The organism is Epilithonimonas sp. (assembly GCF_056329745.1).
On the sequence record NZ_JBWEYV010000003.1, the window covers coordinates 183,533 to 196,538 of the forward strand.

The window sequence follows — 13,006 nt, forward strand, 5'->3', positions numbered from 1 at the left end:
TTATCAGTAAAAAACCCGATTGCACTATTTAGCCCACTCCTGCACTATTTAGCCCACAACCTCTTGATAATGTAAGTTTTAACATTGGTTTTAAAGACTTTTGTATCTAAATCAAACATTTTCAAAGATGAAAAACAAAAAGACTCAATTGTCTATTTTGGCAATAATGTTTTCTGCTACATTATTTGGCCAGGTCGGAATCAACACTACAGATCCGCAAGTAACGTTAGATGTTCAAGGAAAACCTTCGGATTCAAAATCTTTAGATGGAGTATTACTGCCGAGACTTACTGCCTCTGAACTCAAACAAAAAATTTACAGCACCAATCATAAAGGTACTTTAATTTATGTTACGGAATCGTTTTCAAATCAAGCTGATGCAACAGGTCAGGTAGAGTTAGTTAACAATCCAGGAACTTACCAATTCGATGGCACAAAATGGCAATCTTATTCTTTAGAAGAAAAAGACACATTGGCAACGGTAATGCAGCGAGGTAACTTCGCACCAAAAGCAATCGCTTTCGAAACGACAGAAAATCCAACTTCACTTTATTACAAATCTGGTAATTTTTGGATTTCTGACAAATTCAATGCTAACAATGCTACAGGTACTGATAACAATTCAGTTGGTCTCGGGACTGGTGAAAAATTTACAACTGCTTCTCGAAATAATTTATTTGGTACAAACGCAGGCAATTATCTCGCAACTGGTACTGGTAACTCATTCTTCGGATATAACGCTGGATATTCGAATAATGGAGATAATAATGTAGCAATTGGTAGAGCTGCTGGACAAGGGATTGTTGATGGTGTTAACACTACTGGATCAACAACTATTGGCGCATATTCAGGATTTAAAAATGAAGGAAGCAATCTTACAGCTGTTGGAGGCTATGCAAGCTACAATAATGGAAAGAACGCAAAATATAACTCATCTCTTGGCTCCCTGGCATTGTATAATAATACAACATCCTCATATACAACAAGTATAGGATCAGCTTCGCTTTACAAATTAAAAGAAGGGCTTAATAATACTGCTGTTGGTTATTCTTCTGGTGGAAATATTGAAAGGGGAAGCTTTAACGTATTTTTTGGAAGCCATATTAACTATAAGGCAGGTTCAGTCAATATATCTGGAAATAAAAACATTTACATTGGACACAGTTCCGCAGGAGGGATTATTGGTGATAACAATCTTTTTATTGGAACAGGAGCTGGTTTTGCGCCTGGAACAGGCACGATGGCGACAATCAATAATAGATTGATTATTCATAACAATGTAAAATTTACAGATGCAGGGGGATCAGATGGTACAGCACCAACCATTGATGCGACTGGAGAAAATAACAGTATTATAAATGGTCTTATCATAGGTGATTTTGCCGATAGATGGGTAAGGTTTAATGGTAAGTTCCAAATTAATCCAACCTACATATCCTCGGCTACAGCAGATTATAGTTCTGTTTTACTTCAAAATCCAACTAATGGCGATATTGGTGTTAGTACTCTATCTAATGTAATTACTAATGCAGGAATAGTCTTGGTTCCGGCTCCTCCAACATCTGGCAATTATGTATTAGAATCCCAAAATGGAACTATGACTTGGGTTGCTAAATAATCGGTACAAAATGAAAAAATTCAACACAACAATTCTATTATTAGCCACTACTTTAGCCTTTGCCCAGCTAACGCATGTTGACGATGATACCGTTCTAGCAGTAGCTAATAACGGTCTTCTATACAATGCAGGTAGTTTTGAAACCACCGGATCTGGTAGGGCAGAAATATGGGGGAATGTTATGATGGTTGCAAAATCAGGTGATGATTATCTTAATTCTCTTTCTGCAAACAATAATATTTTTTTGCGTTTAAATGATTCGTCTTCTTGGAATACATCTACTTACGGTCAATTGTATATCAGAGGCTTTTCACAGGGTAATATCACGGCATTAGTCGCCAAAGAATTTGCTAGCAATAAACATGGAGATTACCAACAGCTGGCATTACCATTTTTTGGGAAATCATTTTCATCCCTTCAAAATGAATTTTCTACAACATTAAGTAACCAACGCTGGTCAAAAATGGAAGTTCTTCGATGGAATAATGCAAAGATTAGATTTGACGGCTCAATAATTCCTTCTGGAAATATAACATCTAATTCTACGCCTGGTATTTCTATTAATTTATCCGATAAAACAACTTTAGGTGATAGATTAAGTTATTATGCAGTTGGTACAGCAGGTGGTCTAAATCCTGAGCAGCCGGCGGTAATTTCCGGTATTCCATATACTGATGGTTTGGAGATCGAACTAAAACAAGATAATATCAATTTTGGTACTTCTGGTTCTTCAACCAATATATACCGAGAAAAATACAACACCTATCTGAGTGATATTTTTGAATTTTCTAATCCTTGGGAAAATAGCTTTGCGAAGAATGTGTATCAATTTGCCAATCCATTCTTAACAAATATTGACCTTTCTCTTATTGGAATCAACGAAGCTTTGGGAGATGGGAATAACATTACAAATATCTGGGGAATTTCCGTTAATCCAAATTCTGTTAAGTTTAGTTCAACAGCCGGAACTTCCAGTTCTTACTCAGCAAACCAAATTATCAGCTTTGACGAAAATTTACGTCCAGTCGGCAATATTGATGCTCTTATTATCAAACCGTTGGGAACCTTTAAAATCAAGTTAAGAGACAACACTTTGCAAAATTTGAAATTTGATGATTTGAGGCGTTTTGCTAGCACTCCTAGATCAGAAGATACCAACTATTCTGTCAATGCAGCAAGGCGATCTGGTACTACATTGAAACAATTAGAAGTAATTCTTTTGGATGCTCAGAACAACCAAATCGGAGAAACATATTTTGTTGTCGGAGATTTTCAAACAGGAGAAATTAAAGATCCTCTAAAATCAGTTCAGGCCGTGGCAACGCCAGCTAATCTGCTCAGTACTTCTGAGGAAACTAGCGAAGGTGAGATTGATCAAAATGCAGCTTCAAAGTATAGATTATATATTAATGAGGTAAACGAATCTTACAAAGGAAAACCTGTAAGATTAGCAGTATTTGCCGGAAAAAAAATAAAATTTAGAGTTAGAGAAAATTCTAAACTGGTTAGTTCTTTGAGTAATGGTGAAAGTTTTTATTTTAAAAACCAGAATGGAGAAATCAAAAAAATTACTCCAGGTGACCAGATTTCAATCGATTCTCATAATTACGATCTGTATTACGGATTTCCGGATAAAACATTAAGTGTAAGCACTTCAAAAATCAGCCGAACAGTTGTCACACTTGATAGATCTCGAGATAAGTATGTTGTTCTTTTTGATCCGCTTTGGAAAAACGCTCAGGTCAATGTGTATGATCTGTCTGGAAAACTTCTAATCCACAAATCCCAAATAAATACTAACACTCCTTTTGTCATTGAAATTGGCAAAGACAACCGAGTTCTTATTGTCAATGTTCAAAATGAAGATGGCCAAATTATTAATTCAAAAATTATAAACTAAAATGAAACACTCAATTATTCCAACATTAATGTTTTTACTTTTTATATTATCAACTAAACTTAATGCTCAATCTACAGTACATATGGAAAATATGCCAGCAGCAGCACCGCCACCACCAAGCAGTTCAGCATTTGGTGCTGACGGTCCAGGGGCGCCATCAGATACACCTGCTAGTAACATTGATTCTTATATCTATTACGCTTTGGGTATTGGTGCTTTGATCGTGGTGAAATATAGAAAAAAGATTTTTCAGCTACCAAATGCAGAAGACAAAAATGAAGATCACTCCGATGATTATTAACAACTAGCCTGACTATTCAGGCTATTATATTTTAAATCTTAAAAAAATCATATGAAAAGAAACTTAATTAAAAGAAACAATATAAAAGAAAAACTCTTTTGGCTCCTTGCAGTTATATTCTTCACGGTAATTCTATGTGGAATTTTTTTCTTTTTTGTCAATCCTATACAAGATCAGTCTGAACTGCTGACAACAATATGGCTTACCTCAATTTCACTATTTATAATTTCTGTGGCGCAAGCTCTGTATTTAAAAAATGATTATTAGCCTCCTAAATATTATAATATGTAGCATAATTACTATTCTTTTTGTCTGGTTGACATTCCAGGCAATGTTTCCTAATTTTTATGTTTTTCTGAATATAAGTGATGCATCACTTAAAAAAATTGGCAGGAAGATAACGTTGGAGATCATTGCGATCAAATTTGGATCAATACTCCTATCCTTTATTCTATTAAATATTTTATTGAATATTCTATTTTCAGAAAACAGTTGGTGGATTAGTCCTTTCAAAATAAAAATATACAATTTTTCGCAGATCATTTTTTTCTTTCTGCACTTAACTACCTCTATAATTCTTTACACCAGAATCAAAACAAAACTTAAAACAAAACTGAGAGATGCAAATAAAATTTAAAACCCTCACGATCTTGCTTCTGCTATTTATCAATTTTTTACCTGCACAATTTCGGGATCAATTTGTAAAATGGAAGATTGGTGCAAGCTATTCCAAAGGATTTGTTGATAAAATTTCGTTTGATCAATATAATGCAACATTGGCTGTAGCTGTGGCTATTGATGAAAATGATGTATATGACTCCGCTTCACTGTACTACGAGCCATACGGTACATATTCTTTCTTAGAACAAAGTCCATTTTCCAATATATCATTTCAAGTATTTTCCGCTGGGTTGAATTTGAAAAAGCACATTAACGATCATAATTATAAAAAGACTTTTTATGTGTATGCCGGACCCGAAGTTTCTATAATACGCTTCAAACAAACATTTGCAAATAAAAACTATAAGTATATAATGTTAAAACCTGACTATCTTATTAATATAGGTATTGGAGCATTCATAAGTTCAAATATTGAATTGTTTGCCCAGTACAAAGTTGGCTTAACTAAAATTTACCCAATAACATCACTCAATGATAATTATCGATTACAAGCGATCACATTAGGATTTAAAATAGCATTTAACGAAAACTGGTGGTTCCGAGGAAAATAATCATTGATTGATAAATGCAACAATTCTGTGAATAAGTTTTTCTAGTTCCTGCTTCGCTAGAGCTTCATCAGCTTCTGTTACTCGTTGTTTTCCTGTTCCGGAAATGTTTTCCGCCAGTTTATTAGCCAGTTTAGTGTGTGCAGATTTATTATTTGGATACATACTTCTTGCTAACACAGCATTTTTAATGATTGGATTTTCTTCTAAGAATTCTTTGAGTGTCATAATAACAAAAGTAATAAAAAAAATATAAAATAAATGTTTCATATATAAAATAAATGTTTTATATTTGTGTAAAGATATTTAATGATGAAAACAATAGAAATTACTTTTAAACCAACAAAAATAATAGATAAGAGAAACTGGGGTTCCACATTAGAAGTAGGGCAAATTCTTAAAGGTAATATGCAACTTTCAAATAGTTGTGTTTCATGGGAAGATATTAATGGTCAGCAATGGTCGTTTTGGGTTGGAGATACTGCGGAACTTGTAGAAATTCTAAGCAAAGGAGAAAATGCAGATTTGTATTTTTTCTTTTTAGAACTTAAAGAAAATCATGATTATTGGGGTTTGTGTATTGAAAGTGATATAAAAGATTTTTGTATAAGAAATAATATTCCTTTTAAAAATTAAAATAAAATATATCATAATGAGTAATAAATTTAAGGACAACACACTGACTACCCAATTAGAAAAAATTAGAAACTTGATTTCTAAAAGAGAAGAGATTTTTGAAGAGCGTTCAGACTCTTGGCAAGAATCAGAAAAAGGAGAATCTTATGAGTATAGGACACAAGAACTAGAAGGTATTGCTGATGATTTAGAAAATGTTATTGATTCTCTCCAATCCTGGAATGAAGATATTTAATTTAACAGACAATATGAGCGGGATAATACCCGCTTTTGATGGTAAAAATCTTAAAACACTATGACAAAATATAAAATTATAGATAGTAGTTCAAAAAAGCGAATTGGAAAAACAATCGAATTTAATAAATCGGTTTCAAGATTTTCTCAGAATGGATTGATGAAAGAATATTTTGTAAACATTGATTTCGAGGGTAGGGTTTATAGCGTTGAAATTGTTTCCCTGGGAAATGGTAAAAAAACTGCTTTTCTTATGAATCAAAGCAGCAATCACGGAAATGCTAATATTAGATTAACTCTAGAATCAATTTAATCTCAAATAACGCTGTAAAGTAATTAAACACAAAATTCTAACAATATGAAACGCTATTATTTTTACAAAAGAAATCAAAACTTTCGAGCAGAATATAAAGGTGATCTAATAGATTTTTCTCTTTCTGCACTTTACGCTACTAGAGAATTTTCTCAAAAACTTGGTAAAGAGATTTCTCAGTATCATTACTTTGATCAGCTGGAAATTTGTATTTCAACCAAAACACCAGGAATATATAAAGTAAATATTGATTCTGGGACAGATGGTTGCCACGGCCATTATGCAAAATCTCAAAAAGAATTACTGAAGGCATTTGCCGACTACACACTAATTTCTGAGCGAGAGTATTTTCGATTAAGAAAAATAGCGTTAAGATTAATTTTTAAGCACATTAATTTCTTCAACCAATATAATCCGGATATGGAAAGAAATTATTATTACCAAAATGATTATTCTAGGAATTTTTATGACTTAACTATAGTATCAACAAGCTACAAATATAATATTAAGAATTATTCTCAAGAGCAATTGGATTACATGGCTAAAGTAGATTTACCTTTAAATGATCTTAGGATTGATGAGTACTTCAAAATATTTATATCTAAAGATCCAAGCTACAAGACTAACACATTTAGCATTGAATCCTCTCATTTTAATCCTAATTATAAATCTCAAGAAGAATTTTTATCAGGAAACTTTCTTAGCAATAAAATTCAGACAAAAGAAATTAAAGATTTTCAATTTTCACGTTTGAAAAGACAAATAGCGGAAGTTTTGATAGAAAGATCAAGTCTAGATATTTCTTCAATCTTGGCAAAACAAAATCATAACATAACTATTCTAGATATTTAAACCTCAAATAACAATATTATGGAAAATTTATTAACTCTCCCAATCAATGAACATAGAGAAAAATCCAACTACAGAGCATATATTCATTGGATTTCCTACGTAAGACCTATTATAATAATTGCAATTATCTCTCCTTGGGCTTTACTAGCACTATTAACGAAATATTTCGCAATAGCAGGATTTCTCGCATTAATAGTTTTTAGTACAGGTATTATGAAGATTTTAAGAAATAGATCTGTCAACATATTACTCTCAAACAACTACCTAACATTAATTACTGGCGTACTTGGCAGAAAAACAATTGATATTCCATTAAACAAACTTGAAGGTATTGTTCTGTATCAAAGTTCATTTGGTAGGATAATGGGCTATGGAACGCTTACAGTAACAACAGGTCAAGTATCCACAAGTTATAAAATATCAAATCCTGACCAATTAAGAATACAAATCTTAAAGAATAAAGAAGGACAACATTAATTAAAAAATATATTCTATAACATAAGATGTTACAAAATATATAGACAGTATAGTAATTATTAATGTAAATGTTAACTGTTTTTTGTTTTTTCTCACTTGCGGAAACTTTATCAAATTGTATAAATTGATGACTCCTGCGATAATCCAAAGTAAAAAGAAAAAAGTATCTAAAGTAATTTTTGTCATGTCTAAAAATAAAAATATTATCAATAATAAAATCAAAAAATCAATCAAAATGAAAAATCTATTTCTTGTAAGTATAATTTTACTTTCTGCAACCCCTAAGATTTCAGCCCAACTAGCGGTAACATCTGTCCAAAATAACCAAACTGAATTGGTGATTAATGATTCCATTCATGTCAAAAAGGGATCACTCATACAAATAAACTTGCCTGCCGGAAAAGATTTTGTCTTTCTCAAGCAAAAGAAATCAGGTTTAAACGCCAAACTACTTGGTCGATTAGCAGATGTGGCAGGAACCGGTGCCGCAGCGGTTGGTATAGGTTCTGGAAATATTAAGACTTTATCAGGTGCTGTAAAAGTGATGAATACAGCTCGTGCTGTTCAATATGGTTCTGATGCTTTAGATAAAATTCAGGATCTACCAATATCCAATGATGCTAAAAAAATAGCAGGTACAAAAATGGAAATTCTTGATTGGGAATTTACAGAAGACGGTTACGTCCTTACTGCTAAATCAGATAAAAAGAAATATGAAATTTATTTACAAGGTGCAGCTATATCTGGTGAAATAAAACTAAAATAAATAACCAATACTACCTTATGAAAATCCTAAATGCATTTGATATTAAAATTATAGCATTGATATCAATGATTATTGATCATGTTGGATACATGTTCTTTCCTGATCTCTTATATCTCCGATTAATTGGGCGAATGGCATTTATATTATATGCATTTATGTTAGTTGAAGGTTTTTTTCATTCCCATGATTTGAAAAAATATGTAAAAAATCTTTTAATATGGGCAGTAATATCAGAAGTTCCATTTGATTTAGCAATTCATAATGTTTGGTTCTACCCAGCTGAACAAAACATTTTCTTTTCTTTGGCTATTGGTTTAATAGGGGTTCTTTTCTTAGATAAATTTAAAAAATCTCAACTAAAAGTATTACTAATAATAGTCGCAAGTATAGTCTGTTCAATATTATTAAAAGTAGATTACTCTTGGTACGGCATTTCCCTAATCTTTCTTTTTTATTTTTTACGCAATCGGCATCCATACGATTTTATGTCTATTCAAGTTTTGAATATTATAGTATCTGTCGGTAAACTAAAACTTCAATTGTTTTCTTTTCTTGGGTTTATCCCTATTGCGTTATATAACGGAAAAAAAGGCAGAAAAACTGGAAAAATATATTATTCATTCTACGCAGCACATCTAGCTCTTTTGGCATTTGTAAGGCATTTTAGTTTTAAATAATCTTAAATTTTATGATTGATAATCTTATTGAGGAGTTAAATCGATTACCAGATAATAAAACCAGAAATGAGTATTTAGCATCTATCCAAAAAGATGAGCTTCTTGAAAGGCATAGTTTGAAACGCATTGCGTGTAATGTTTTGATTGATGATGATTTTATCAATCAATATTATAAAGAAGATTTAACTAGTAAATTAAAAAAAACTTTTAAATGGATAAAAGTAAAGCTATGGAAATATTTGTTCCTTCAGATCTATTTAAAAAAATGAAAATAGGAAATCAATGCAATAATATAGAAAATGGTTTCATTAATAAGTCGTTTTTTTTTCAAAACAAAGAAATAGTTATTATTGGAGGTATTTCATCAAAAATTTGGGGATACCATGTTGTTGACATTGAAAATTATAAAGAAGATATCGAACCATTATTTTACATACATCACAGAGACCAGGTAAAAAAAGGAAAAAGAGAAATCGGATATAAATATCAAAAAACTAGATTTGGTTCACGGACTGTGATCTTTGTTGGCTCGCAAATAAACATTATGGCTGCTGATAATGAAGTACAATTAGAATTGTTTTAAAAAATTATATTATCTATTTCTCTTTCTGCAACATCAATAAGTTACTACCACATAAAAAACGGTTAAAATTTAACACAACAAAAAGTAACACAAAATTGTCATACCAATTTTTTTTCTATATTTGTATTACTTAAATGTATTACTTATGAAAATAAAACAAAATTCGTCAGTTTTTTCCGTAAGGATTGATACTGATATTTTAGAAGCTTTTGATTTGCTTATTGGAAAAAATGAAAATTCAAGAAGTGGATTAATCAAAGATTTGATGTTGCAAGAAATTATCAAAACATCAAAAGAATTGGAAAAAATTCCGTTTGAAATTATTCCAATATCAAAAAATGAAAAAAACCTTGGGTATAAACGAACATTCTTTAATCGAGAAGATGCGGAATTTGTATTTGATGGAAAATGGATGATTTTAATGGAAGAGGATAAACGATTCAATAGATTGAAGGCTCCAACAGCAGAACAAAGGGAAAATGAGATTAATGACTATCTTCTAACTGGTGTAAAATACGAGATACAACAATCTAATATAGTAATATACTCAATTTTTGATTTTAGCGAAGATCGAAATGATTCAAATAAACCTATAATCTTAATGGGCAAATCAGCTTATATGTATAATAAGCTTACAGATATTTTCGAAGAGTGTACTAATTATGATTTTTTTGAAATTTAAAATATGATATATGGCATTAGAAACAAAAATCAAAGAGGTTCAAGAGCAGGAGAGACTTCCTGCTTTATATTCAAATGAGAATAGGGCAAAAATAATTTATGTGACTAGATTATTGGGTAATAAATTAGAAGGAGTCTGCCTGCATCCAAAAGATTGTTTTGGAATATATTCAGTTACCTGGTCTGCACAAGAATTTACTAGAATGGGTAAAGGTTCAGAATTGACTTTTAAATTTACTCAAGAATGAAAATAACTACGAGTCATAAAATGTCATTGAAGATCATTGATTTGATTAAAAATGAAAAGAATGATTGTTTTAAAATAAGATCAAAATCTAGCGCAGGAAATGTCGAATTTGGACAAAAAAAAGGCAAAGGAGAAGATAGTAAAGTGGTTTCCAAGATCAATGGAAAGGATGGAGGTATCGATTGTGTGATACCTCCAAATGTGAGAATATATGGATTCAAAAAGGTTATTAAAGTAAGCAAATCTATTATCGATCAAGCTAAGCTAATCAATTTTGATTCTATTATAGAATATATTAATAAGGACGAACTAATGATTGATCCCTTTATAGTTCTACTTGAAAATGATAAGGAAGGATTCATAAGTTATAGTAGAAATAGTGATGACATCACCTATTTACGTTGGAAAAATTTAGATCAATTTGTTGATAGTGATGACCGTAGTGAATTAATTACCAATTGCTTTTCCTTCACAACTAAGTCATTTTTCATTGATGAACCTATTGATAATCATTTTGCAATTAAATTATTGATTTACTTAAGATATGGTGAAATCAATGAAAAATTTATTCCTTCAAAAGAAAAAAGGAAAATAAGTAATTTGACAACATTTGTAAATAATTCTACCCTGAATATTACCTATGCAAATTCTTTATGGAAAACTAATATTAGATGTGGGGAATTTGCTGTTAGAGGTCATTTCAGAATGCAGCCAATAGGCGCAGGAAGGTCTGAAAGAAAATTAATCTGGATTGAAGAATTCACAAAAAATGGATATAATCTGAAAGCTGGTAAAACAAGATCCTTTCCGGATAACTTTAAGTAATACAAATTTTAATAATGATGAAAACTAAGTTGTTTATACTTTCAATATTTTTTATTTCTGCAACTCATGCTTTTGCACAAATAAAAGCAAAGGTTATAAGTATTTCGGATGGTGATACAGTAACGGTTTTACTTGAAGGAAACATCCAAAAGAAATTGAGATTTGCAGAAGTTGATTGTCCAGAGTCCGGGCAGCCCTTTGGAAAAAATGCAAAGCAATTTACTTCAGATCAGATTTTTGGAAAATGGATAGTTTTTTATGAAACCGATATAGATCGTTATGGTAGAACCATTGCAAAAGTTTACTACGATTCCGGGAAATATATTTCTGAACAATTAATTCGTGTTGGGCTTGGTTGGTGGTATTATCAGTATTCAGATAATAAAGCCTTGGGAAAATTACAAGATTCCGCAAAGGCTGCCCAAATTGGTCTGTGGCAGGATAAAAATGCTATTTCTCCTTATGAATGGCGAAAACTAAAAAAATATTAATCTCGTAAAACGATAATATGAAAGTAGTAAAAGAAACTTTAGACAAAGTTCAAATTGAATTCAATAAAAATGAATACTATGCAATTAAAAATTGGTTAGTTGGAAAAGAAGCGGGAGAAATTGATTTGAATGATAGGGATGCTTTGGAAAACTTTATTTCTATGGAAAATTTTTTAAATCCAAATGATGAAATAAAAACCCAAACAAAAGAATTACAACAAGGGGAGTAGGTGTCCATCATCACAGAACTTAAAAATAAGCGGGATAATACCCGCTTTTGGTGGTGAAAATCTTAAAATACTTTGATATGGAAAATATAAGAACTACTTTGTTTACAGTTAATATTGGATTTAAACCATTTAATGATGAACAACATTTAAACAATTTTTTAAAATATTTATTTTCTAAATCACAAAAACATAAGCTAAATGAATTTACTGAATTAAATTTTGCGTTAACTGATTTTTCAGAACAAATTCAAAGTAGTTTCAATCCAACAGAAGAACATTATCAAAAATTCAATACCTTTATTTTTAATAATTATTCTTACAAAAGTTTATTAAATTCATTGTGGTATATTGCATTTTTTGTTGAGTATAACAACAAATTATATACAAATTTATTAGAGCCAGATGAAAACGATGTTAGTTTATTAAACTTGACATGGGATCAAAGTATGCTTAATGAATACTTAGAAAATAGTGGAAGAAAAGAAAATGAATTTATTGAAATTCTAAATGACATTATTGCCCCTTATGAACCATATAGCAAAGGAAACATAATTTTACTTGATGATATGATTGATAATAAAAACCCCGAATTAGATATCATTCAAGGTTTAATATTTTCAGAACTACGTTGGAAATATGAAAGCTTTTTTAAGGAAAAAAATATTTCAGAATTGATTTATATATCTCATCTTGACCAACGAGATAGTTTTTATCATATACATTTTCTAATGAATTCACCTACTAAATAATCTCAAATAACTATGCTATGACAATTAATTCACTCATTAACATATTAGAACTACTTAAATCTTCCACCGATATTATGGGTGATGAAGATATAGTAATATCAATTAACGGAACAAAATATGAAATTAGAGCAGTAGAGCCTGATAATGAAACCTCTGATGTTTTGATAGAACTTGGAACCGAAGTGTAAATTTAATCT

Annotated in this window: 21 protein-coding genes; 20 read left to right on the forward strand and 1 reads right to left on the reverse strand. The window is 30.8% G+C overall.

What is annotated here, in order from left to right; translation table 11 throughout:
- The first annotated feature begins 127 nt into the window (after positions 1 to 127).
- The 4 genes from AC00Y6_RS03935 (at position 128) to AC00Y6_RS03950 (ending at position 5,051) form a co-directional block, all read left to right on the forward strand.
- A complete protein-coding gene (locus AC00Y6_RS03935) occupies positions 128 to 1,618 on the forward strand; it encodes a hypothetical protein (protein WP_474489312.1) in 1,491 nt (496 codons plus the stop codon).
- Positions 1,619 to 1,628: 10 nt separating this feature from the next.
- Positions 1,629 to 3,518 carry a hypothetical protein gene (locus AC00Y6_RS03940; protein ID WP_474489313.1) on the forward strand — a complete coding sequence of 630 codons (1,890 nt, stop codon included), beginning with the start codon at positions 1,629 to 1,631 and terminating at the stop codon, positions 3,516 to 3,518.
- A 1-nt stretch (position 3,519) separates the two neighbouring features.
- The gene (locus AC00Y6_RS03945; protein WP_474489314.1) at positions 3,520 to 3,819 is read left to right on the forward strand and encodes a hypothetical protein; all 300 of its coding nucleotides are present in this window, start codon (positions 3,520 to 3,522) and stop codon (positions 3,817 to 3,819) included.
- A gap of 620 nt (positions 3,820 to 4,439) precedes the next feature.
- The gene (locus AC00Y6_RS03950) at positions 4,440 to 5,051 is read left to right on the forward strand and encodes a hypothetical protein (RefSeq protein WP_474489315.1); all 612 of its coding nucleotides are present in this window, start codon (positions 4,440 to 4,442) and stop codon (positions 5,049 to 5,051) included.
- Here AC00Y6_RS03950 and AC00Y6_RS03955 read toward each other — a convergent pair whose 3' ends face one another.
- Positions 5,052 to 5,318 (reverse strand): hypothetical protein, encoded by a 267-nt coding sequence (locus AC00Y6_RS03955; RefSeq protein ID WP_474489316.1) that lies wholly within the window; start codon positions 5,316 to 5,318, stop codon positions 5,052 to 5,054.
- Between the two features lie 39 nt (positions 5,319 to 5,357).
- Here AC00Y6_RS03955 and AC00Y6_RS03960 point away from each other — a divergent pair, with 39 nt between their 5' ends.
- The 16 genes from AC00Y6_RS03960 to AC00Y6_RS04035 all read left to right on the forward strand — a co-directional run bounded on the left by AC00Y6_RS03960 (position 5,358) and on the right by AC00Y6_RS04035 (position 12,997).
- Positions 5,358 to 5,684 carry a hypothetical protein gene (locus tag AC00Y6_RS03960; RefSeq protein ID WP_474489317.1) on the forward strand — a complete coding sequence of 109 codons (327 nt, stop codon included), beginning with the start codon at positions 5,358 to 5,360 and terminating at the stop codon, positions 5,682 to 5,684.
- Positions 5,685 to 5,700: 16 nt separating this feature from the next.
- On the forward strand, positions 5,701 to 5,919 hold the full coding sequence (locus AC00Y6_RS03965; RefSeq protein WP_474489319.1) for a hypothetical protein: 219 nt from the start codon (positions 5,701 to 5,703) through the stop codon (positions 5,917 to 5,919).
- 60 nt (positions 5,920 to 5,979) lie between these two features.
- Positions 5,980 to 6,231 (forward strand): hypothetical protein, encoded by a 252-nt coding sequence (locus AC00Y6_RS03970; RefSeq protein ID WP_474489320.1) that lies wholly within the window; start codon positions 5,980 to 5,982, stop codon positions 6,229 to 6,231.
- A gap of 45 nt (positions 6,232 to 6,276) precedes the next feature.
- On the forward strand, positions 6,277 to 7,083 hold the full coding sequence (locus tag AC00Y6_RS03975; protein WP_474489321.1) for a hypothetical protein: 807 nt from the start codon (positions 6,277 to 6,279) through the stop codon (positions 7,081 to 7,083).
- A gap of 18 nt (positions 7,084 to 7,101) precedes the next feature.
- On the forward strand, positions 7,102 to 7,560 hold the full coding sequence (locus AC00Y6_RS03980) for a PH domain-containing protein (protein WP_474489322.1): 459 nt from the start codon (positions 7,102 to 7,104) through the stop codon (positions 7,558 to 7,560).
- Positions 7,561 to 7,687: 127 nt separating this feature from the next.
- A complete protein-coding gene (locus tag AC00Y6_RS03985; RefSeq protein ID WP_474489323.1) occupies positions 7,688 to 8,326 on the forward strand; it encodes a hypothetical protein in 639 nt (212 codons plus the stop codon).
- Between the two features lie 17 nt (positions 8,327 to 8,343).
- The gene (locus AC00Y6_RS03990) at positions 8,344 to 9,003 is read left to right on the forward strand and encodes a TraX family protein (RefSeq protein ID WP_474489324.1); all 660 of its coding nucleotides are present in this window, start codon (positions 8,344 to 8,346) and stop codon (positions 9,001 to 9,003) included.
- 11 nt (positions 9,004 to 9,014) lie between these two features.
- Positions 9,015 to 9,272 carry a hypothetical protein gene (locus AC00Y6_RS03995; RefSeq protein ID WP_474489325.1) on the forward strand — a complete coding sequence of 86 codons (258 nt, stop codon included), beginning with the start codon at positions 9,015 to 9,017 and terminating at the stop codon, positions 9,270 to 9,272.
- On the forward strand, positions 9,215 to 9,586 hold the full coding sequence (locus tag AC00Y6_RS04000) for a hypothetical protein (RefSeq protein ID WP_474489326.1): 372 nt from the start codon (positions 9,215 to 9,217) through the stop codon (positions 9,584 to 9,586). The genes AC00Y6_RS03995 and AC00Y6_RS04000 overlap by 58 nt, the downstream gene beginning before the upstream one ends.
- 145 nt (positions 9,587 to 9,731) lie before the next feature.
- Positions 9,732 to 10,268 (forward strand): hypothetical protein, encoded by a 537-nt coding sequence (locus AC00Y6_RS04005; RefSeq protein WP_474489327.1) that lies wholly within the window; start codon positions 9,732 to 9,734, stop codon positions 10,266 to 10,268.
- A gap of 10 nt (positions 10,269 to 10,278) precedes the next feature.
- Complete coding sequence (locus AC00Y6_RS04010; RefSeq protein ID WP_474489328.1) at positions 10,279 to 10,515, forward strand: hypothetical protein; 237 nt, start codon at positions 10,279 to 10,281, stop codon at positions 10,513 to 10,515.
- Positions 10,512 to 11,339, forward strand: coding sequence for an AcrVA2 family anti-CRISPR protein (locus AC00Y6_RS04015; RefSeq protein WP_474489329.1), 828 nt, complete (start codon positions 10,512 to 10,514; stop codon positions 11,337 to 11,339). The genes AC00Y6_RS04010 and AC00Y6_RS04015 overlap by 4 nt, the downstream gene beginning before the upstream one ends.
- A 14-nt stretch (positions 11,340 to 11,353) precedes the next feature.
- Positions 11,354 to 11,830, forward strand: a complete 477-nt coding sequence (locus AC00Y6_RS04020) for a thermonuclease family protein (RefSeq protein ID WP_474489330.1) — start codon at positions 11,354 to 11,356, stop codon at positions 11,828 to 11,830.
- A 17-nt stretch (positions 11,831 to 11,847) separates the two neighbouring features.
- The gene (locus AC00Y6_RS04025; protein WP_474489331.1) at positions 11,848 to 12,060 is read left to right on the forward strand and encodes a hypothetical protein; all 213 of its coding nucleotides are present in this window, start codon (positions 11,848 to 11,850) and stop codon (positions 12,058 to 12,060) included.
- A 77-nt stretch (positions 12,061 to 12,137) separates the two neighbouring features.
- Positions 12,138 to 12,809: a hypothetical protein gene (locus AC00Y6_RS04030; RefSeq protein ID WP_474489332.1), complete on the forward strand. Its 672-nt coding sequence runs from the start codon at positions 12,138 to 12,140 to the stop codon at positions 12,807 to 12,809.
- Positions 12,810 to 12,826: 17 nt separating this feature from the next.
- Positions 12,827 to 12,997: a hypothetical protein gene (locus AC00Y6_RS04035; protein WP_474489333.1), complete on the forward strand. Its 171-nt coding sequence runs from the start codon at positions 12,827 to 12,829 to the stop codon at positions 12,995 to 12,997.
- Positions 12,998 to 13,006 lie beyond the last annotated feature (9 nt).